This is a genomic window from Qipengyuania aquimaris (genome assembly GCF_009827445.1).
In the GTDB taxonomy this organism is placed as follows: Bacteria; Pseudomonadota; Alphaproteobacteria; order Sphingomonadales; family Sphingomonadaceae; genus Qipengyuania; species Qipengyuania aquimaris.
In genome coordinates this window covers 2,075,620-2,096,595 of the sequence record NZ_WTYI01000001.1, presented here as the reverse complement: position 1 = coordinate 2,096,595, position 20,976 = coordinate 2,075,620, and the positions used below count along the sequence as shown (strand labels likewise).

Below are 20,976 nucleotides of genomic sequence, written 5' to 3'. Positions count from 1 at the left end.
AGCGCCCCCTTTCCATTCGGTGACAGAGTGGCTCAGGCGTCCGCCTTGGGGCTTTCGCCGCTGTCCTTGCTCTTGCCTGCGTCCTTGCCATTGGCGGGAAGCGCCTTGGGGGCGTCTTCCTTCTTCGGCTCGGGCGCATCTTCCACTTCGAAGCCGCCGGTCTGTTCGGCCGGGCCCTTGACCAGGCTGTTGAGGCTGGAGCCGTCGAGGCCCAGTTCTTTCATCAGCCCGTCGAGCACCGGAGCCTGCGCGCGGTAGGCAAGCGCTGCGCTGACCGCATCGGTCGCGAGGTTGCCCGACCCGCCGCCGACACCGGCTGCACCGCCCGACGACTTGCCGCCGCCATTGGTAAGCCCGTCGACCTGGACGATCTTGATGCTCTCGATCGCTTCCATCGGCTTGGCGCTTTCCTTGACCAGTTCGGGCAGGACCTTGAGCAAGGCCATCTTCGTCTGCAGGCTGATCTGGTCGGACGACAGAATGTTCGCCGCCTCGTTGATCGCCTTCTGACCGGCCGCCTCGACTTCGAAGCGGACGCGCGCAGCTTCTGCACGTAGCTTCTCGGCCTCGGCTTCACCCTGCGCTTCCAGGCGTAGCGCTTCGGCGCGGTTCGATGCGGCGTCCTTTTCGGCCTCCGCTTCGACACGAACGCTGATAGCTTCGCGCTCTGCCTGCTTCGATGCCTCGATCAGCTCGATCTTCTTCTGCCTCTCGGCGATCTCGCTTTCACGGCTGGTGGCAACCTGCTCTTCGGCAGCAACTGCCTTGGCGCGGGCTTCATCGGCTTCCGCCTTGGCCTGGCTTTCCTCGCGGCTCTTGTTCTGGACCGCGATCTGCTGCTCCTGCCGGGCGATTTCGAGCGCGCGCTGCTGGTCGATCCGCGCCTCTTCGACGAGTCGGTCGGCTTCGATCTGCTGCGCGTCGACCTGCTTCTTCGCCTCGATCCGGGCAGCATCGGCCTCACGGCTGCGTTCTGCCTGTTCGCGGGCAATTTCCGAAGCCTGCGCGGCGCGGCGGATTTCCACCTCGCGCTCCTGCTGGAGGCGGGCGTATTCCTTGTCGCGCCCGATCTCAAAACTCTTGGCGTCCGCCTCAAGGTTCTTCGTCTCCATCTGCACGCGCGTGTCCTGCTCGATGTCGTTGCGCAGTTTCTTGCGCGCCTCGATCTGCTCGGTCAGCTTGGTCAGACCTTCGGCGTCGAAGGCGTTGTTGGCGTTGAAGTGCTCGATGCTCGTCTGGTCGAGACCGGTCAGAGAGACCGATTCCAGCTCCAGGCCGTTCATAGCAAGGTCGTTCGACGACACCTGCTGCACCTTCTGGACGAAGTCGGCACGCTGTTCGTGCAGCTCGTTCATCGTCATACCGGCCGCCACGCTACGCAGCGCGTCGACGAACTTGCCTTCGACGAGGTCCTTGAGCATTTCCGGCTGCATCGTGCGCTGGCCGAGCGTCTGCGCCGCCATGGCGATTGCATCGGCATCGGGCTTCACGCGGACGTAGAATTCCGCCTTCACGTCGATCCGCAGGCGGTCGAGCGTGATAAGCGCTTCGCCATCGCGGCGAATGACCGAAAGCACCAGCGTGTTCATGTTGACCGGCATGGTTTCGTGGAAGACCGGCAGCACCAGCGCGCCCCCGTTCATGACGACCTTCTCACCGCCGACACCGGTCCGCACGAAGGCGATTTCCTTCGACGCACGGCGATACATCTTCAGCAAGAAAGTAATAATGATGATGCCGAGTAGAGTGGCACCCCCGACCATTACCAGTGATGTTCCAAATAGACTGTCCATTGCTCCTCCTTATTGATTGACTGTCGGCGACAGGCGACGCTCGGCGAGCGCGGTCGCGTAGAATTGATTGCCCTCGCGGCGGACGAGAAGGACCTCGTCTCCTGCGTGGAGTTCGGATTTTGCCTCGTGCGGCTCGACCATCACGTAATGCGATTGGCCGTGCACGTCCTTGACCCGGGCACGCGCAGGCGATGCCTGGCGAGCAATGCCGTCCGTGATCCGGGCGCGGCGACCGACAAGGCTGTCCGTGCTCACCGCGGTGGTGTGATCCTTGGGCATAATCCGGCCCAGAGGCCGTGCAAAAATACCCGTGACCGGCAGGGCGGCGACACCGGCGATCAGCGCGGCGAGCCAGCTGTAAAGCGGACCGCCGGTCAGGCTGGCGGCAAGCTCCTGGATCGAAAGACCGATCCCTGCGAATAAGAACAGGAACAGCGCGAGCCAGATCGTAAGCGGGATCCGTCCGATCCCGAGCAGCGTGAGCAGCCCGTCGAACATTCCCGAATCCGGCAAACCATCGGCATCCACATCCAGGTCGACATCGGCATCGCCGAAATCGGCAACCCCGATCAACTGGACAAGCGCGAGGATCAGCATGATGACGAGCGCGGCCGCAAACGGCATGTTGTGCGGCTCCAGCAATGTCATGGTTCCCCCCCTTTCTTATGCGCAGGAAGTCCCGCCTCCGGCCTTGGCCGAAAGTGGATCCCCCTACTGTTGTATCCATGTCATTCACCTAGCAGAAATGTGCGGTGAACCGTAGAAATATGCGATGAACCGAGTTCGATTTTCCCCACAATTGCGCGGGTTTGACTTGGGCTGGTCGAATTTCGACTTCAGGCGGGTGTAATACGAAGCGGCAAGGTCTTGAGCCCGCCGACGAAGGTCGACTTCGCGCGCTTCGGTTCTCCGGCGAGTTCGACGCTGGCTATCCTGTCCAGCAGCGTTTCGAACAGGATGCGCATCTCCAGCCGTGCGAGGTGGAGGCCAAGGCACTGGTGCGCCCCGGCTCCGAAGGCGAGGTGCCGGTTGGGGCTGCGGCTGGCATCGAACTTGCGCGGGTTTTCGAACTGCGCCGGATCGTGATTGGCGGCGACGTAATTGATCATCAGCCAGTCGCCTTTGGCGATGTGCTGGCCGCCAAGCTCGGTGTCTTCGGCCGCCGTGCGCATGAAATGCTGTACCGGGCTGGTCCAGCGGATCGCTTCTTCCACGATGCCGGGGAGGAGCGAGCGGTCGGCTTTCACCTTCGCCCATTGCTCGGAGTCCTGCGCCAGGGCGAGCATCGCGCCTGCCGTGCTGGCGCTGGTGGTGTCATGCCCGGCGGCGGCGACGATGATGTAATAGCCCATCATGTCGCGGTCGTTCAGCGGCTCTCCGTCGACCGTGGCATTGGCGATGGTGCTGGCGACATCGTCAGTCGGATTGGCGCGCTTTTCGGCGGTCAGGCCTGCGAAATAGGCCTCGAAATCCTTCACCGCACCGGCAACCAGCTGGGTGATGGCTTCGGGCGGCAGGTCCTTCATGCCGGACTGGTTGAGGTCCTCGTCCTGCCCGCCGAACATCTGCTGGGTCAGCATGAGCATGCGGGGCTCGTCCTCTTCGGGCACGCCGAGGATCTGCATGACTACGTGCAGCGGATACGGCTGGGAGACGAGCTTGCAGAAATCTGCCTGCGGCCCCGCGTCGATCAGCCGGTCGACCGTCTTGTGCGCCAGTTCACGGATTTCGTCCTCCAGCGTGCGCAGGTTCTTGGGCATGAACCATTCCTGCGTGAGCTTGCGGTATTTCATATGGATCGGCGCGTCGAAGGTGACGAGGCTGGAGACCATATGCGGGCTGCCGCCGGTCAGGTTCTTGGCGAACTCGATCCCTTCGGTGAGGCTGAAGACGACCGTCTGCGGATTGTTAAGGAAGGTCGCATTGTCCTTCGATACGCGCATCACGTCGTCATAGCGGCTGACCAGCCAGAAGGGCGGATGACGATCTTCTGGGTCCTCGACCCAGGCCACCGGGCTTTCCTCCCGCAGGCGATCGAAGGTGTCGAGCAGCGGGTCCCAACCGGCGTAGCTTTCCGGAGAAATGACCTCGTAGGCGGCTTGCGGATCGAGGCGGGGTTTCGCTGTGCTCGCCATCACGCCTGCTCCGCTTCTATCTCTGCCTTCTTCGCGTACTCGTCGCGCAATTCGCGCTTGTAGAGCTTGCCGTTCGCCTCGCGCGGCAATTGCTCGCGGAAATCGAACAGCTTGGGCATCTTGATCTTGGCAAGCTGCGGGGCGAGGAAATCGCGCAGTTCCGCTTCCAGCGTTTCGCCAGCCTCGCCCATGTCGATGGGCTGGACGACGGCAACGACTTTCTCGCCGAAATCGGGGCAGGGCGCGCCGATGACTGCGGCGTCCATGACCTTGTCGTGCGTGACGAGCAGGTTCTCGATCTCTTGCGGGTAGATGTTGACGCCGCCCGAAATAATCATGTGGCTCTTGCGGTCGGTCAGGAAGAGGAACCCGTCCTCGTCGACGTGGCCGATATCGCCCAGCGTCATCCAGCCTTTCGGGTGCATGGCGTCGGCGGTCTTTTCCGGATCGTTGTGATAGGTCGGAATGTTCTCGTTTTCGAAATACAGCAGGCCGTCGGTCCCCGCGGGCACCTCATCTCCATCGGGACCGCAGACATGCAGTTGCCCGTGGATCGGCTTGCCGACAGTGCCGGGATGCGTGAGCCAGTCTTCGCTCTTCACCAGCGTCATGCCGATGCCTTCCGATCCGGCGTAATATTCGATTATGATCGGGCCCCACCATTCGATCATCTCGCGTTTGACCGGCACGGGACACGGAGCTGCCGCATGGATCGCGCGGGTGTGGGTGGAGAGGTCGTATCGCGTGCGCACTTCGGGATCGAGCTTCAGCATTCTTACGAAATGGGTCGGCACCCACTGGCTGTCGGTCACGCGGTATTTCTCGATCGCTTCGAGAGCGGTTTCGGGATCGAACTTTTCCATCACCACAATCGTCGCGCCGAGGCGATGCGCCGTGGTGCACCAGCCCAGCGGTGCCGCGTGATAAAGCGGCGCGGGCGAAAGATAGATCATGCTGCCATCCGCCGGCCAGCCGACGCCCATCACGGCGAGCCCGACGAGCGGGTTCACCGCGAGGATATCGTCATCGGCGGGCGGCGCCGGGCGGATACCCTTGGGCCTGCCGGTCGTGCCGCTGGAATAGAGCATGTACTGGCCCGGAGCCTGGTCCGCGATCGGTTCGGCGGGATATGTCGCCAGCGCCGCCGCAAGATTTTCCTCGCCATCTCCGTCCTTGGCGAGGATTTCCATGTCCGAACAGTCGGCACGGATGTCGTCCATCACCTCGTCGAAATAGCGCGAGGTGATCAGCAGCTTCGCCCCCGCATCCTTCAGGATGTAACAGATTTCCGGAGCGGTCAGGCGGGTCGAGATCGGCACCATCATCGTGCCCGCACGCTGCGATCCCCAGACCAGCTGCAGGTAATCGACGGTGTTTTCCATCAGTATCGCGACGTGGTCCCCGCGCTTCAGGCCGTGCGCGCGTAGCAATTCGGCGAACCGATTGGCGTAGGCGTCCATCTCCCCGTATGTCACCGTCTCGCCGCTCCCGGCCATGATGATCGCGGGATGGTCGGGGCGCGCCTGCGCATGGGTGATGGGGTGCATAGGGTCCTCTCTCTCACTGCCGTCGGTCCTGTTGGCGGACTCGTCCGGTTGCTCAAAGAAACCTACCTACCTGCCGCGCGCGGGCAAGAAAAAAGGCGCCGGATCGCTCCGACGCCTTATTCTGCTGACCCGAAGGGCTCGTTGGCCTTTCGAATAAAAACTCAGTCTTCGTCGCCACCACCCTGGCCGCCTTCGCCGATCGCGAGAGCGAAAGCGCGCTGAGCGGACGATTCGACCATGTAGGGAACCGGATTGACCGCTTCGCCGTCGATGCGGACTTCATAGTGAAGGTGCGGGCCGGTGGAACGGCCGGTCGAGCCGACGTAGCCGATCAGGTCGCCCTTCTTGACGCGGGCACCATCGGACACTGCAATCCGCGACATGTGCGCATAACGCGTCTGAATGCGAGCGCCGTGTTCGATGCTGACAAACTTGCCGTAGCTGGAGAAGCGCTCCGCCTTGGAGACAACGCCGTCGGCTGTCGCGTAGATCGGCGTACCGGTCGGTGCGGCGAGATCGACGCCCTTGTGACCCATGCGACGGCGCAGCACCGGGTGGGTGCGCATGCCATAGTCACTCGTCAGTTTGGCGTCTTCGAGCGGCATACGCGATGGGATGGCAACTTGCGGACCTGCGGTAATGAGCGAAGCTTGGTTGGGTGCTTCCCAGCGTGCGAAAAGTTCGGTGAACTGCTCGTCCGCTTCGCCGGCGCTGTCTGCGGTGACCTTCGACACGTCGATGGCACCGACCGCAGCTGCCGCTGCGTTGGTTTCCGCGTGCGCCGGAGCGGCTGCGATGCTCATGCCTGCGGCAAGCATCGTCACGGCAATCGTGCTGCGCTTGGAAATCATTGCTAACCCGTCCTGTCGATACCTTATCGGTATCGTGTCCTTGCGACCCTCAGGCGTCCCGTGCCTTTCGGATCGTGTTTTTTCAAAACCGCCGGAACCCCCCGGCATCTCGTGAGTATGGGTTATGGCTGCAAAGGTTAATCAAGCAATAGCTGCGTAGAAGTCGCGCGATAAACCGGCTGCCGCACGCGCCGAGTCGTTGAATGGCGGCTTCAGCCCCCCTGAAAAATGCATTTCGACCAATTTTTGCCATGATTCCGGTGGCTTTTCGTCGCGCGTAATGCACAGCTCACGAAAGTGCTTGGCCCCGAAAGCGACATGCCGAATCTCGTCGTCAAGGATTCGTTCGAGGATTCGCGCCCCGTTTTCATCTCCCTGGGACCGTACGCGCTCCAGCATGGCTGGCGTGACGTCGAGGCCGCGAGCCTCGAGCACCATCGGAACGATCGCGAGTCGTGCAGTGACGTCATGCGCCGTATCCTGCGCAGCGCCCCACAGCCCGTCATGCGCCGGCAGCGCGCCGTAGTACGACCCCATCGTTGCAAGCTTGCGCTCGATCAGCGCGAAATGCATCGCTTCGTCCGCGGCCACTGATAGGAAATCGCTGACGAACTGCTCACCCATCGATTCACCGAACCGCCCGGCCATATCGAGCGCAAGGTCGATCGCGACGAATTCGATGTGGGCCAAAGAGTGCCATAGCGCGATCCGACCCGCCAGAGATCCCCCGCGCGAGCGCCGCGGCATCTTGCCCGGAGCCAGCAATTCCAGCTTTTCTGGCCAGGCCGGCCGGTCGGGCATCGGACATTCGAAATCGAACGCCAGTCGCCCCAGCCGCCAATCGCGGGCGACTTGTCGGGCGGCGAAGACCTTGGCGGACTTGTCGCCCGTGAGCAGGGCGTCCCTGATGGCGCCCGATACACTGCGGCGTCGTGACGTCACGCGGAGCGTGCTGCTTCGAGTACCTCGTCGGCGTGCCCCTTGACCCTGACCTTCGGCCAGACCCGCAGAATCTTGCCGTCTTCGCCGATAAGAAAGGTCGAGCGGATCATGCCCATATAGGTGCGCCCGTAATTCTTCTTTTCGCCCCACACCCCGAGCCTATCCGAAAGGCCGTCTTCTTCCACATCGGTCGCGAGTTCGACCGTCAGGTCGTGCTTGGCGATGAAATTCTGGTGCTTCTTCGCGCTATCCTTGCTGACGCCAAGCAGCCGCACCCCGGCCTTCTCGAACTCCGGCTTAAGGGCGCTGAAATCCTTCGCTTCGGTGGTGCAGCCCGGCGTGTTGTCCTTGGGATAGAAGAAGATCACGGCTTTCTTGCCGGCAAGGTCGCCCTTGGTGATCGTGCCACCATCGGGTGTCTCCATTTCGAAATCGGGAAAGGCATCGCCCTGTTCAAAGCTCGTCATCGTTCGATCTCCAATTGCTCTTCCAGCAAGCGGCTCCATTGCTCTGCCACTTGTTCGCGCGCCTCGTCGAGCGCGTTTCTCAAGTGGCGGAATTTCTCGACCCGGCACAGGCGCGACAGAATCGCCTTTTGCGGTTTCTCCGGGATCGCCAGGTCGGGTGCGAGCAGCCGCGTACCCACCAGCAGCCGCGTCATCAAGTCGTGGGCCTGACCCAGCGAAGAGGGAATGAGGTCGCGCGCGGCAAGCTGGGCGATCGCATCGTCCAGTCGCGGCGTCAGCGCCTCGCCTTCGCGCAATTGCAGGTAGTGTACGAGGAATTCGAGATCGACGAGCCCGCCGCGCAGCAGCTTGATGTCGAGCGGACCGCGCGCAGGTTTGTGCGTTGCCATGTCGGCGCGCATCGTCCTGACGTCGTCGATCAGCACCTCTCTGGACCGCTTGCGGCACAAGACTTCGCGCAAGGCCTTGTCGACCTGGCGTCGTGCCTCCGCGCTCCCCGTTAGCGCGCGCGCTCGGGTCAGCGCCATGTGTTCCCACGTCCAGGCGTCTTCGCTCTGGTACCTGAGAAAGCTTTCCAGACTGACGGCAAGCGGTCCCTGCGCGCCTTGGGGGCGGAGCCGGGTGTCGACCTCGTAGAGTGCGCCTTCGGCAGTCGGCACGGACAGTGCCGCGCTTACCCGCTGCGCGAGCCGGTTATAATAGAGTGTTGCGCCGAGCGGACGCTCGCCATCGGATTCGCCTTCAAGACTGCCGGTGAAAAGATAGACGACGTCGAGGTCCGAGGCGTGCGTCAGCATTCCCCCGCCAAGCCTGCCGAGCCCCAGCACCACCAATTCGCTGTCTGCGATCCTGCCGTGGCGTTCTGCAAACTCGGCTTCTGCGGCTTCCTGCGCAAACTCGATCGCTGCTTCGGCCACGCGCGACAGGGCGGCTGCAATATCGAGCGGATCATGCGCGGTCTCGATCACCTGCACACCGAGAGCGAAGCGTGCTTCCCCGGTGACGATGCGAATACGGTCGAGCTTGTCTTCGTAAGTGTCGCCGCGTTCACCGCGTCGCATCTCGGCGGCCAATTCGCCACGCTCGCCCGGCAAATCGAGCGCGGTCCGGTCGATCAGAGCGTCGACGAGTTCTGGGCGCAGGGCAATCGCGTCGGCCAGCGGCGGGGCCAGTGTCAGGCAATCGGCGAGTAGCTGGAACAGGCCGGGCCTCGCCTCAAGCAGGCGGAAAAGGTTGATCGCGCTCGACAGCTTGGAAAGCAGGCTCTCCCAGCGCGCGGCGGCGCGTTCCGGTTCCTTTGCCGATGCGAGGGAATCGAGCAGCGGCGCACGGATCGCTTCGAAGGCTGACAGGGCTGCGGTGCTGCGCAGGGGCGGATAGCGGCCGTCGGTCCAGCCTGCGACCCGTTCCACGAGGCCTGCGTCGAGTTCCTTTCGTGCGGGCACTGGCTCCACGTGCGGACTGTCGGAAGGGACGGACACCTCATCTTCCGCCAGCAGGGCATCGTAGCTCCGGGCGACCGGGGCGGTCAGCGAGGCAATGTGTTCCAGCCACGCGGCCCCGTCGGCAAAGCCGTCCAGCCGGGCGACATTGTCCAACGCCTCGGCTTCGGGAAGCGTGTGGGTCTGGCGGTCTCCCACCATCTGCAGGCGGTGTTCGATCCGCCGTAATCCGTCGTAAGCAGCGCCAAGCGAAGCGGCGTCCTCTTTGTCGATATGTCCGGCATCGGCCAGTGCATCGAGCGCGGCGCGCGTGCGCTTGTCACGCAGCTCCGGATTGCGCCCGCCATGGATGAGCTGGTGCGTTTGGGCGAAGAACTCAATCTCGCGAATACCTCCGCGACCGAGCTTCACATTGTAGTCCGGGGCAGGAGCGGTGGGTCCGGTCTGCTGCTCCCTGATCCTCCGGGTCAACTGGCGGACCGCATCGATCGCTCCGAAATCGAGGCTGCGGCGCCAGACGAAGGGACGGATCTGGTCGAGGAATTTCTCGCCCGCGGCGATATCACCCGCACAGGAGCGTGCGCGGATGAAGGCGGCGCGCTCCCACGCCAGGGCCGAGCTTTCGTAATGTGTGATCGCGGCATCGAGGGGGATCGCCAGCGGGCTTACCTCGGATGCCGGGCGTAGGCGCAAGTCGACCCTGAAGACATAGCCTTCGCTGGTTACGTCAGACAGCATGCGCACCATCTCGCGGGCATAGCGCTGTGCCGCCTCACCCGGTTCGTCCCTCTCGCGGCGGGCCAGCGTCTCGGGATCATACAGCAGGATGGGATCGATGTCGGAGCTGTAGTTCAGCTCTCCCGAACCGTGCTTGCCCAATGCCAGCGCGATCATGCCATCGCTGGGCGCGCCTTCGACCCGGCGAGCGATAGCCGCTTCGATAGCCCGGTGCATTGCTCGATCGGCAAACAGCGAAAGCTCGCGCATTACCTTGTCGAGATCGAAAGCTCCGGCGAGGTCTCCTATCGCGAGCGCCGTGGCCAGTGCACGCTTCTCCCGCCGCAGGGCGAGGCCGACATCATCGACACCTGCCGCTGCGCGCTTTGCTTCTTCGAGAGCCGCCTCGCCATCGCCCTGCGCCAGCAGGTCCGCAATCTCCGGATACAGTTCCAGCCCACGCGCCAGGTAGGGGGCGTGAGCCCGCGCTCTTTTCAGCGCGTCGGTCCAGTCGGCGGTCATTGCGGGCGGTCTGCCTCCCTTGGACGTCCGGTGCAAGCTTGCCCTCTTTGTCCACTGCTGCAACAAGCGCGCCACGCAAACCAATGAGAGGGTGCATTACCATGATCCGCACAAGCCTGACCGCAGCAGGTGCGCTGCTACTTGCGGCCTGTACCGCCGGCACCGAAGAAGGGGCTTCCGCAGGGCTCGATATCCCGGATATCGCCGCGACCGACATTTCCGAGCAAACGATGAAGGACATTACCGAGCAATTGTCCTCCGACGAATTCGAAGGCCGCATGCCCGGCACGATTGGCGAGGAAAAGACCGTCGCCCTGCTGACCGAACGGTTCGCAGCGGCAGGTCTGGAGCCGGGCAACAATGGCTCGTGGGTGCAAGAAGTGCCGCTGGTCGAGATTACCGGCAAGGACTTCGCGCCGCTGACGATTTCTGGCGAAGGCACCGATATCGCGCTTGAGTACGGCAGTGACTGGGTCGGTGTGACCTATCGCGAAGATGCGCAGACCACGCTCGAAGACAGCGAGCTGGTCTTCGTGGGCTATGGCGTCAACGCGCCCGAGCGTGGCTGGAACGATTACGAAGGCGTCGACATGACCGGCAAGACCGCCGTGATCCTCGTCAACGATCCAGATTTCGGTACCGAAAGCCTGGAGGGTCCCTTCAACGGCAAGGCTATGACCTATTACGGCCGCTGGACCTATAAATATGAAGAAGCTGCCCGCCAGGGCGCTGCCGGAGCGATCATCATCCACGATACCGAGCCTGCTTCGTATGGTTGGAACGTGGTCGAAAGCAGCTGGTCGGGGCCGCAGGCCTATGCCCAGCGCGGCGAGAATGCGCCTGCGCTCACCGTCATGAACGGCTGGGTGCAGAACGAGGCGGGTCGCCAGATCCTCGAAGCTGCAGGACAGGATGCCGACAAGCTGTTCGCCGCTGCCAAGAAGGAGGGCTTTAAGGCGGTGCCGTTGGGTCTCGAAGCATCGACCAGCTTTTCGAACGACATCCGCACTTTCGAATCGCAGAATGTGATCGGTATCCTTCCCGGTACGGAAGCGCCGGACGAATACGTCATCCACACCGCGCACTGGGACCACCTGGGCCGGTGTACCGCAGCGCCCGACGGTGACGACATCTGCAATGGCGCAGTCGACAACGCCACGGGCACGGCGGCGCTGGTCGCTCTGGCCGAAGCGCACGCCAAGGTCGGACCTGCGCGCCGCACGCTGGTGTTCCTCGCCGTTACGGCAGAGGAATCGGGCCTTCTCGGCGCCGATTACTACGCGGCGAACCCGGTCTTCCCGCTCGACCAGACGGTCGGCGGCATCAATATGGATGCCTTCCTGATTGCCGGACCGAGCAAGGACGTGACGGTGGTCGGGCCGGGCAAATCGCAGCTCGACCAGTTCCTCGAAGCGGCGCTTGAAGCCGATGGCCGTGTGTCGACGCCCAACCCCAATCCGGAAGCGGGCTATTACTACCGGTCCGATCATTTCGCCTTCGCAAAGCGCGGCGTGCCGATGCTTTATGTCGATGGCGGCGAGGACCTTGTCGACGGCGGAACGGAAGCGGGCGCGGCAGTGGCGCTCGACTATCGCGAGAACCGCTACCACGGTCCCAAGGACGAATACGATCCGAACTGGGACTGGTCCGGCGTGATGGCCGATCTCCAGCTGTTCTACCGCCTTGGCCGTATGCTCGGCATGAGCACGAGCTGGCCGAACTGGAACGAGGGCGACGAGTTCAAGGCTACGCGTGACGAAACCTGCACGGCAGCTGAAACCGGCTGCTGATCAAGGTTGCTTCAAACAGGAAGGGCCGGTCTGCCACAGCGGCGGACCGGCCCTTTCCTTTTGGACTGCGCGCTTTCTACTTCGCGAGCAGGCGCTCGGCGATGGCGCGGACTTCGCTTCCCATGTCTTCGCGTTCAAGCGCGAGCGCGAGGGTCGCCTCGACGAAACCGGTCTTGCTTCCGCAATCGTAGCGGTTGCCGGCGAAGGTTACAGCGTGGAACGGTTGGTTGCCGATCATGCGCGCCATGGCATCGGTCAACTGGATTTCGCCGCCCGCGCCCTTGCCTTGGTTTTCGAGCGTCCGCATCACCTCAGGCTGGAGGATATAGCGTCCGGAGATGATCTTGTTCGAAGGCGCTTCTGCAACCGGTGGCTTTTCGACCAGTCCCGTCACCTCGGTCAGCGTATCGGAGACTTGAGCGCCGGGGGCGATGACGCCGTAACTCGACACCTCGTCCTGCGGGACTTCGAGCACCGAGATCAGGTTGCCGCCAACCTCGTTATAGGCTTCGACCATCTGCTTCATGCAGCCCGGCTCGCCGACCATGAGTTCGTCCGGAAGCAGGATCGCAAACGGATCGTCACCGACGATTGCACGCGCGCACCAGATCGCGTGACCCAGTCCCAGCGGCACCTGCTGGCGCACCGTGATGATGTCGCCCGGCGTTGCCCGGGTCGGATCGAGCACGCTCATATCCTTGCCACGCTCTTCCATCGTGCTTTCGAGTTCATAGGCCACGTCGAAATGCTCGACGATCGCCGTCTTGCCGCGGCCGGTCACAAAGATGATCTGTTCGATCCCGGCCTCCCGCGCTTCGTCCACGGCATACTGGATCAATGGCCGGTCGACGATCGGGAGCAATTCCTTCGGGATCGCCTTGGTGGCGGGCAAAAATCGCGTGCCAAGCCCCGCAACGGGGAAGACGGCTTTCTTGATGGGTTTGTGCTGGGTCATGCGCCGGAGTTAGGTTGGTGGTCGGAACAGGTCAATCGCTCGGCGGTTGAGCGAGCAGGATCCGGGGGTTGCACCAAGCGCATGGCGCTTGCCACAGCCCCCGAGAGGATTATGGCAGGGGCTCATGGACAAACTTATCATTCGCGGCGGTAATCGCCTTTCGGGGACTATCCCCATTTCGGGCGCCAAGAATGCTGCGCTTACCCTGATACCTTGCGCACTACTGACCGAAGAGGCCGTGACGCTGCGCAATTTGCCGCGGCTTGCCGATATCGACGGCTTCCAGCATCTGATGACCCAATTCGGCGTCAGTCACACCATTCCGGGCAAGCGGCCCGAGGAATTCGGCCGCAACGTCACGCTCGAAGCCATGCGGATCACCAGCTCGGTCGCGCCCTACGATCTCGTTCGCAAGATGCGCGCGTCGATCCTCGTTCTCGGTCCGCTGCTTGCCCGAACCGGCGAAGCCACGGTGTCGCTCCCTGGCGGCTGCGCGATCGGTAACCGCCCGATCGATCTCCACCTCAAGGCCCTCGAGGCTTTCGGCGCGCAGATCGAATTGGCGCAAGGGTATGTGAAGGCAGTCGCTCCGGACGGCGGGCTGCCCGGTGGCGAGTTTGATTTCCCGGTCGTATCTGTGGGCGCCACGGAAAACGCCTTGATGACGGCGGTGCTGTGCAATGGCACCAGCAAGCTGATCAATGCCGCGCGCGAGCCGGAAATCGTCGACCTGTGCAACCTGCTCACCGCCATGGGCGCCGAAATCGAAGGTATCGGCAGTTCGGAATTGACCATCCACGGCGTGAAGAAGCTGCACGGCGCGACCTATCGCGTGATGCCCGACCGCATCGAGGCGGGGTCTTATGCCTGCGCTGCAGCGATCACCGGTGGCGAGGTATTTCTCGAAGGCGCCGATGCCGATGATATGGCATCGACGATCCATGCCCTGCGCAACATCGGTGTCGAGATCGAGACCGACAAGAAGGGCGTGCGCGTTGCCGCAAGCCAGCCCCTTAAAGCGCACAATCTCACGACTGCGCCGTTCCCCGGCCTCGCGACCGATATGCAAGCCCAGTTGATGAGCCTGCTATGCAAGGCCGAGGGCACCAGCGTGCTCAAGGAAACGATCTTCGAGAACCGCTTTATGCACGTTCCCGAACTCATCCGCATGGGCGCCGATATCGAGACCACCGGGCGTACTGCGATCGTTCGCGGTCCGGTAGAGCTGACCGGCGCCGAAGTTATGGCGACGGACCTGCGCGCTTCGATGAGTCTGGTGATTGCAGGCCTGGCCGCGAAGGGCGAGACCACGGTGCGGCGCCTCTACCACCTCGACCGCGGTTACGAACGACTCGAGGAAAAGCTTCAGCTGGTCGGCGCGGATATCGAACGGGTCGGCGACGATTGAGGACCTGATCGCGGACCTTTCGGCGATTTCATCCGTTGATCGGGTGAAGGTATTTTCGAAAGGGAAGCATTATGATCCTCAAGCTCGCAGCACTCGGTGCGCTCGGCTATGCCGGGTACAAATATTACGAAAAGAGCCAGCGCGACAGCAACGGCGTCGCATTTGCGGACGGTCAGCCCGAAGGCGCGTTTCGCAATGCCGGTTCGGAAGCGACTGCTTCGAAGGGCGATACGATGAGTTCGACCGATGAAGCGCTCGACGAAACCTACCCGGCCAGTGACGCTACCGCGAAATACTGATCAGCCAGATTGATCGCTTTGCAGGGCGGTGGGAGACATCCCGCCGCCCTCGCTCGTTTGGACGCTCAATTCGTGGGTGGCGAGCCAGATTCTTATGGCTCCGGCCAGGCCAGGTGGCGTTTCACTGCGGATCCGCTCCGCATCGATACTGGCAACGAGAGTGTTCACTGCAAGACCGCGTCTTGCAGCTGCATGGCGTAGCAAATCCCAGAACACCGGTTCCAGGCTGACCGAGGTTCGATGCCCTTCAATCCGGATCGAGTACTTCTTTGGCGGATGGTAGGGGGTTTGCATAAGTCGCTGATATAACAGCAGACGGCATTGGTGCCAGTTCTTTCGAACTGGACCGATCATGCAGGTGTGCGGCCTTTATCCGGATCGCAATCAGTACATATGCTGGCCGCCATTGATGCTCATGGTCGAGCCGGTAACGAATTCGGCGTGTTCAGAGCATAGGAAGCTTACGCCCCGGGCGATTTCGCTGGCCTTGCCAAGCCGCCCGACCGGAATCTTCGCGACGATCTTCTCAAGCACAGGTTCGGGTACGGCGGCGACCATATCGGTATCGATATAGCCCGGTGCGATCGCATTGACGGTGATGCCGAAGCGCGCGCCTTCTTGGGCGAGAGCCTTGGTAAAGCCGTGAATGCCGCTCTTGGCCGCAGCGTAATTGACCTGACCATACTGTCCGGCCTGGCCGTTGATCGAGCCGATGTTGACGATGCGGCCCCAGCCGCGTTCCTTCATGCCCGGGAATGCAGCCTTTGCCATATTGAAGCAGCCGCCCAGGTTGGTGCGCATAACGGCGTCCCAATCGTCATAGCTCATTTTCAGCAGCGTGCCGTCGCGCGTGATGCCCGCATTGTTGACCACGATGTCGATGGGGCCGTGCTCTTCGGCGACTTTCCCGCAAGCTTCCTGCACTGCGTCGAAATTGCCGACGTCGAACTTTGCGGTGGGGATAGCGGTTTCTTCGGTGAATTTCCGAGCCGCCTCGTCATTGCCGGCGTAATTGGCGATGACGGTACAATCACGTTCGTCGCGCAGTCTTTCGCAGATAGCCCGACCGATACCGCGCGTGCCGCCAGTTACGATTGCAACTCGTCCCATAGTGATTCTCCCAAGCATTCCGTAGCGTTTTGCCTATTCCTAGGCATGGATACATTACGGCGCAAAGGCAATCAGACCTTCGGGGAAGGCCGAAATCGTATTCGTTGGATAATGAGGTGTTTTGTCCGCCTAGAAGCGGATTTGCGTGCCCACGTAGACGGCCTGGTCGTCTTCTACGCCATTGGTAAGCGGAGCAAGGCGGTCACGCTCCTGCTTGAGGCGGACACCGGCGGTCACGTCGAGGTTGCGGCTCAGGCTGTAGGAACCGCCGAGATCAAGTTGCTGCGACCCGGAGCCTTCGATAGTCAATGGCGAAGAGCCTGCACGATCATTCTGGCCAAGCTCGATACGTGACTGGAACCGGCTCGGTTCATCGCGATCCGTGTTTTCGCGATAGGACGAAAGATCAGGCATTGCGATGTCACGAATACCAGACGGCACGGCAGCTGCAGAGCGCGTCGGCTGGGCAAAGCTTTGGTAACCGCGCGCTACGCCGAGATTGTAGCGAGTCGGCGTCACGGGCAGCACGCTTTCGATCGGGTTGGCACTGGCGAGCTTGTCGCCCGGTGCGCGGCCGGAAATGGATGCCGCGATATCCTTGTCGACCCGAACCGCGAAATTCACTGTGCGCTGGCTCGCCAGGCGAGGCTTGGTTGCCGGAGTGAACCTCAGCGCGTCTTCACCGATCACTGCAGCAACGCGAGCCGCCAGTTCCGGATCGACGCCTGCAGGTGTAAATGGCAGGAATTCCATCGTTTCCGGAGCGGCTTCGGGCGCGCTCGACACGACGGCGAGGCCAGCACCGGGAAGGGCAAGTGCGCAAACGGCAGCCGCCAGCACGACCGGCGCGAACCGATCCTTGCCTTTGCTGTTTCGTTGCGTGCCCATCAGGCCGATGTCCTCTCCGTTGCGGGTGTGTCAGTCTTTAAAGACGAGACCCGCTTAACTGTTCCCGAACGCAATATCGCCGCAATGCGACTCGGCCCGGATGAATGAGACTACGCCTAGCCCATGGCCAAGGCCAGCTTTTCCACAAGGGCGTCCCGACATGATGCTGGAGTGTTGCATAGCCTCCACAAATACCATTCAATTCAGACGGTATTCACGCGCCTTCGACGTCTATGCGGCCAAGCTGGCGCTTGCCCGAGCGCGAGCAGGCACTATAGAGCCGGACTAACTTTTTTGACCCAAGGATCGTTCATGACTTTCACCCGCTCCATCCGTCGTCCCGCAGCCATTGCCGGCCTCGCGGTCGCCACACTGGCGCTGGGCGCTTGCAGCAAGGGTGAACGTCCTCGTGCCGACCTCGCCGCCGCGCAGGTGTCGACCATCGGCGTCAACTCGTATCTGTGGCGCGCATCGCTCGAAGCGGTCAGCTTTGCCCCGCTGCTCCAGGCCGACAGCAGCGGCGGCGTGATCGTCACCGACTGGTACGCCAACCCGAACAATCCCGGCGAGCGCGTCAAGATGACCGTGACCATCCTTGATCGTGACCTGCGTGCCGATGCTCTGCGCGTCGCTGCCAGCCGCCAGGTCGCCCAGTCGGGTGGCTGGGTCGATGCTCCGGTTCAGGCCGCCACGGTCCAGAAGCTGGAAGATATCATCCTCACCAAGGCGCGCGAACTGCGCCGCCAGGCTATCGCCGACTAACTTCGGCCGATCAGGCCCTTTCGACGCAGAAAATACGGTAGGGCGTGTTCAGTCCCTGCACAGTAAACCACGCGCACCAATCGAAGGGTGAATCTTTCTGGTCGTGATAGGCGGGAAAGTCGGGTCTCCCTGCGAAAACTGGCTGGCTTTGCAAGAGGGCGAGGCTCGTAAGGAGCATTGCTGTCTTCTTCATCGTTTCGGTCCTTTCTGAAGGACCCCGATCGATAGTGACGCAATCGTTCCAGCGTCTTCCACGCGCCCTGCGTAAGAATGCGTGGTTGATGCGGTGCGCCGAAGCACTCCCCCTCTTCCATTCGCGACCAATTTCCCTAACAGGTCCGGCATGAGCGATACCCGTTTCGATCCTTCGTCCGCCGACCCGCGCTGGCAAGCAGCATGGGAAGACGCGCAGACCTTCCGCGCGGATAGCAATTCCGACAAGCCCAAGAGCTACGTGCTCGAGATGTTCCCCTATCCCAGCGGGCGCATCCACATCGGCCACGTGCGCAATTATACGATGGGCGACGTGCTGGCGCGCTACAAGAAGGCGACAGGGCACGAAGTCCTCCACCCGATGGGCTGGGACGCCTTCGGCATGCCGGCGGAAAACGCCGCGATGGAGAAGGGCGTCCATCCGGGCGGCTGGACCCGCGACAACATCGAACACATGAAGGCGCAGTTGAAGCGCCTCGGCTTCGCGCTCGACTGGAGCCGCGAGCTGGCGACCTGCGAGCCCGATTATTACGGCCACGAACAGGCGCTCTTCATCGACCTGTACGAAGCGGGCCTCGTCTATCGCAAGGAAAGCGAAGTCAACTGGGACCCGGTCGACATGACCGTGCTGGCCAACGAGCAGGTGATCGACGGCAAGGGCTGGCGCAGCGGCGCGGAAGTCGAGAAGCGCAAGCTCAACCAGTGGTTCCTCAAGATTACCGACTTCGCCGAGGAATTGCTCGAAGGTCTCGGCAGTCTCGAGAACTGGCCCGACAAGGTCCGGCTGATGCAGGAAAACTGGATCGGCAAATCGAAGGGCCTCGAATTCAGCTTCGACCTGTCGAATGGCGAGAAGCTGCCGGTCTACACGACGCGTCCCGACACGATCTTCGGGGCGAGCTTCGTTGCGGTTGCCGCCGATCATCCGGTCGCGCAGGCTATCGACAGTGACGAGGCGCGTGCCTTCATCGCCGAGTGCAAAAAGGGCGGCACCACCGCTGCCGAACTCGAAACCGCTGAGAAGCTCGGCTTCGACACCGGCATCACCGCGAAGCATCCGTTCACCGGCGCGGACCTGCCGGTTTTCATCGCGAACTTCGTGCTGATGGACTATGGCACCGGCGCCATCATGGCTGTGCCGGGCCACGACCAGCGCGACTTCGAATTCGCGACCAAATACGGCCTGCCGATCCCGCGCGTCGTCGCTTCGAGCGTGGAAGAGGCGGGCAAGGGTTTCGACGGTGAGGCCGAGGCGGGCGACGGCGTGATCGTCAATTCGGATTTCCTCGACGGCATGGATGTGGAGACAGCCAAGCGCGAAATCATCCGTCGCATCGAAGAACAGGGCCGTGGCCAGGGCAAGACCGTCTGGCGCCTGCGCGACTGGGGCGTTTCGCGCCAGCGCTACTGGGGCACCCCCATTCCCTTCATCCACTGCGAGAGCTGCGGCGTGGTCCCTGCGCCCAAGGACAGCCTGCCGATCACGCTGCCGGAGGACGTCGATTTCCAGACGCCCGGCAATCCGCTGTTGCGCCACGCGACGTGGAAACATGTCGACTGCCCCAAGTGCGGCGGCAAGGCGGAGCGGGAGACCGACACGCTCGACACTTTCGTCGATAGCTCCTGGTATTTCCTGCGCTTCGCGAGCCAGCCCAACGACCGGCCCTTCGACCCCGAGGAGGTCGCCAAGTGGCTGCCGGTCGAACAGTATATCGGCGGCATCGAGCACGCGATCCTGCACTTGCTCTACGCCCGCTTCTGGACCCGCGCGCTGGCACACATGGGCCAGATCGACGTGAAGGAGCCGTTCGCCTCGCTCTTCACGCAAGGCATGGTCACGCACGAAACCTACAGCCGCAAGTCCGGCGGCAAGACGGTCTATTATGCGCCCGACGAGATCAGCCGCGAAGCCGAGCGTGCGCTCTTGCTCGAGGATGGCGGCGAGGTCGAGATCGGCCGCGTCATCAAGATGTCTAAGTCGAAGAAGAACGTCGTCGACCCCGACACGATCATCGACACTTACGGTGCCGACGCGGTGCGCTGGTTCATGCTGTCCGACAGCCCGCCCGAACGCGACCTGCCGTGGTCCGAAGCGGGCATCGAGGGCTGCAGCCGCTTCGTTCACCGGTTGTGGCGCCTGTTCGCTGCCTATGACGCAGGCGCCGACGGCGAGGACAAGGCGCTTGCCCGCAAGACGCACCAGACTATCGCCGCTGTTGCCGAAGACATCGAGGCGCTCGGCTTCAACAAGGCCGTGGCCCGCATTTACGAGCTGACCGGAGCGGTCGAGAAAGCCGCTCCCTCGGCAAGCCGCAGCCATGCGATCCGCTCCCTTGTGCAGCTGGTCGCGCCGATGATGCCGCACTTGGCGGAAGAGGCATGGGCCGGTCTCGGCGAGAGCGGAATGGTGGCAGACGCTGCGTGGCCCGAAGTCGATCCGGCATTGCTGGTCGAAGACGAGGTAACCATCGCCGTCCAGCACAAGGGCAAGCTGCGCGATACGCTGACCGCGCCCAAGGGTACCTCGAAGGAAGACCTCGAAGCGATGGCGCTGGCATCCGAAAGGGTCCAGCGCTCGCTCGACGGTGCAGAAGTGCGCAAGGTCATTGTCGTGCCCGACAGATTGGTGAATATCGTTACGTGATGCGTTTCGTCTTCAGCCTTCTCGCCTGTTTCGCGCTCGCGGCCTGCAACCTGTCGCCCATGTATGCAGGCGGTGGCAGCGGGGCGGTCGCGCAGGGACTGGCGGCCGTGGACGTTCCGCCGATCGCCGGGCGGGCCGGATGGCTGGTTCGCGGCGAGTTGAACGACCGGCTTGGTGCGGCGGGCAATTCAGCACCGCAATATCGTCTCGACGTTCGTCTCGACGACAATCTCGAAGCGCTCGGCATTCTGGCCGACGACACGGTCAGCCGGGAGCGGCGGACCCTGCGTGCTCGCTACCAACTGGTGGATGCGTCGACCGGCGAGATCCTGCTCGATGCCACGGAAGGCGCCGATGCCGGGATCGATGTCGTGTCCAGCGAATACGCCACCATCGCGGCGGAGCAGACGGCGCTGGAAAACCTCGCCCGTGAAATCGCGGACAGGATCGTGACCCGCGTGGCGCTGACGCTGCGCGAGCAGTGAGGGCGA

The 20,976-nt window shown here is 62.7% G+C and carries 19 protein-coding genes; 6 read left to right on the top strand and 13 right to left on the bottom strand.

What is annotated here, in order from left to right:
- Positions 1-32 precede the first annotated feature (32 nt).
- From GRI34_RS10220 to glnE, 8 genes are all read right to left on the bottom strand, one after another.
- Positions 33-1,763, bottom strand: a complete 1,731-nt coding sequence (locus GRI34_RS10220) for a flotillin family protein (RefSeq protein WP_407692142.1) — start codon at positions 1,761-1,763, stop codon at positions 33-35.
- Positions 1,764-1,802: 39 nt separating this feature from the next.
- Positions 1,803-2,441, bottom strand: coding sequence for a YqiJ family protein (locus tag GRI34_RS10215; RefSeq protein WP_160595832.1), 639 nt, complete (start codon positions 2,439-2,441; stop codon positions 1,803-1,805).
- Positions 2,442-2,629: 188 nt separating this feature from the next.
- Positions 2,630-3,928, bottom strand: a complete 1,299-nt coding sequence (locus tag GRI34_RS10210; protein ID WP_160595831.1) for a cytochrome P450 — start codon at positions 3,926-3,928, stop codon at positions 2,630-2,632.
- On the bottom strand, positions 3,928-5,475 hold the full coding sequence (locus GRI34_RS10205; protein ID WP_160595830.1) for an acyl-CoA synthetase: 1,548 nt from the start codon (positions 5,473-5,475) through the stop codon (positions 3,928-3,930). Before GRI34_RS10205 ends, GRI34_RS10210 begins: the two co-directional genes overlap by 1 nt.
- 161 nt (positions 5,476-5,636) lie before the next feature.
- On the bottom strand, positions 5,637-6,326 hold the full coding sequence (locus GRI34_RS10200) for a M23 family metallopeptidase (RefSeq protein ID WP_234028205.1): 690 nt from the start codon (positions 6,324-6,326) through the stop codon (positions 5,637-5,639).
- Positions 6,327-6,467: 141 nt separating this feature from the next.
- A complete protein-coding gene (locus tag GRI34_RS10195) occupies positions 6,468-7,268 on the bottom strand; it encodes a ferritin-like domain-containing protein (protein ID WP_160595829.1) in 801 nt (266 codons plus the stop codon).
- Complete coding sequence (locus GRI34_RS10190) at positions 7,265-7,735, bottom strand: peroxiredoxin (RefSeq protein ID WP_160595828.1); 471 nt, start codon at positions 7,733-7,735, stop codon at positions 7,265-7,267. Before GRI34_RS10190 ends, GRI34_RS10195 begins: the two co-directional genes overlap by 4 nt.
- Positions 7,732-10,416 (bottom strand): bifunctional [glutamate--ammonia ligase]-adenylyl-L-tyrosine phosphorylase/[glutamate--ammonia-ligase] adenylyltransferase, encoded by a 2,685-nt coding sequence (gene glnE / locus GRI34_RS10185; RefSeq protein ID WP_160595827.1) that lies wholly within the window; start codon positions 10,414-10,416, stop codon positions 7,732-7,734. Before glnE ends, GRI34_RS10190 begins: the two co-directional genes overlap by 4 nt.
- Positions 10,417-10,517: 101 nt before the next feature.
- On the opposite strand from glnE, the gene GRI34_RS10180 reads away from it, so the two are divergent.
- Positions 10,518-12,206, top strand: a complete 1,689-nt coding sequence (locus GRI34_RS10180; protein WP_160595826.1) for a M28 family metallopeptidase — start codon at positions 10,518-10,520, stop codon at positions 12,204-12,206.
- A gap of 76 nt (positions 12,207-12,282) precedes the next feature.
- Here the strand turns inward: GRI34_RS10180 and galU are convergent, their stop codons facing one another.
- The gene (galU, locus tag GRI34_RS10175; protein WP_160595825.1) at positions 12,283-13,161 is read right to left on the bottom strand and encodes a UTP--glucose-1-phosphate uridylyltransferase GalU; all 879 of its coding nucleotides are present in this window, start codon (positions 13,159-13,161) and stop codon (positions 12,283-12,285) included.
- 124 nt (positions 13,162-13,285) lie between these two features.
- Here galU and murA point away from each other — a divergent pair, with 124 nt between their 5' ends.
- Both murA and GRI34_RS10165 read left to right on the top strand, forming a co-directional pair.
- The gene (gene murA, locus GRI34_RS10170) at positions 13,286-14,569 is read left to right on the top strand and encodes a UDP-N-acetylglucosamine 1-carboxyvinyltransferase (protein ID WP_160595824.1); all 1,284 of its coding nucleotides are present in this window, start codon (positions 13,286-13,288) and stop codon (positions 14,567-14,569) included.
- Positions 14,570-14,640: 71 nt separating this feature from the next.
- On the top strand, positions 14,641-14,868 hold the full coding sequence (locus tag GRI34_RS10165; protein ID WP_199800146.1) for a hypothetical protein: 228 nt from the start codon (positions 14,641-14,643) through the stop codon (positions 14,866-14,868).
- Here the strand turns inward: GRI34_RS10165 and GRI34_RS10160 are convergent, their stop codons facing one another.
- The 3 genes from GRI34_RS10160 to GRI34_RS10150 all read right to left on the bottom strand — a co-directional run bounded on the left by GRI34_RS10160 (position 14,869) and on the right by GRI34_RS10150 (position 16,866).
- A complete protein-coding gene (locus GRI34_RS10160) occupies positions 14,869-15,222 on the bottom strand; it encodes a ribbon-helix-helix domain-containing protein (protein WP_407692131.1) in 354 nt (117 codons plus the stop codon).
- Positions 15,223-15,252: 30 nt separating this feature from the next.
- Complete coding sequence (gene phbB / locus GRI34_RS10155) at positions 15,253-15,978, bottom strand: acetoacetyl-CoA reductase (protein WP_160595823.1); 726 nt, start codon at positions 15,976-15,978, stop codon at positions 15,253-15,255.
- Between the two features lie 129 nt (positions 15,979-16,107).
- Positions 16,108-16,866 (bottom strand): hypothetical protein, encoded by a 759-nt coding sequence (locus GRI34_RS10150; RefSeq protein WP_160595822.1) that lies wholly within the window; start codon positions 16,864-16,866, stop codon positions 16,108-16,110.
- A 312-nt stretch (positions 16,867-17,178) separates the two neighbouring features.
- On the opposite strand from GRI34_RS10150, the gene GRI34_RS10145 reads away from it, so the two are divergent.
- The gene (locus tag GRI34_RS10145; protein ID WP_160595821.1) at positions 17,179-17,628 is read left to right on the top strand and encodes a DUF3576 domain-containing protein; all 450 of its coding nucleotides are present in this window, start codon (positions 17,179-17,181) and stop codon (positions 17,626-17,628) included.
- A gap of 10 nt (positions 17,629-17,638) precedes the next feature.
- Here GRI34_RS10145 and GRI34_RS10140 read toward each other — a convergent pair whose 3' ends face one another.
- Positions 17,639-17,821 (bottom strand): hypothetical protein, encoded by a 183-nt coding sequence (locus GRI34_RS10140; RefSeq protein WP_160595820.1) that lies wholly within the window; start codon positions 17,819-17,821, stop codon positions 17,639-17,641.
- A 150-nt stretch (positions 17,822-17,971) separates the two neighbouring features.
- Here GRI34_RS10140 and leuS point away from each other — a divergent pair, with 150 nt between their 5' ends.
- Together leuS and lptE are read left to right on the top strand one after the other, a co-directional pair.
- Positions 17,972-20,485, top strand: a complete 2,514-nt coding sequence (leuS, locus tag GRI34_RS10135; protein ID WP_160595819.1) for a leucine--tRNA ligase — start codon at positions 17,972-17,974, stop codon at positions 20,483-20,485.
- Entirely contained in the window at positions 20,485-20,970 is a 486-nt protein-coding gene (lptE, locus tag GRI34_RS10130; protein ID WP_090476824.1) for an LPS assembly lipoprotein LptE, read from the top strand. The genes leuS and lptE overlap by 1 nt, the downstream gene beginning before the upstream one ends.
- Positions 20,971-20,976 lie beyond the last annotated feature (6 nt).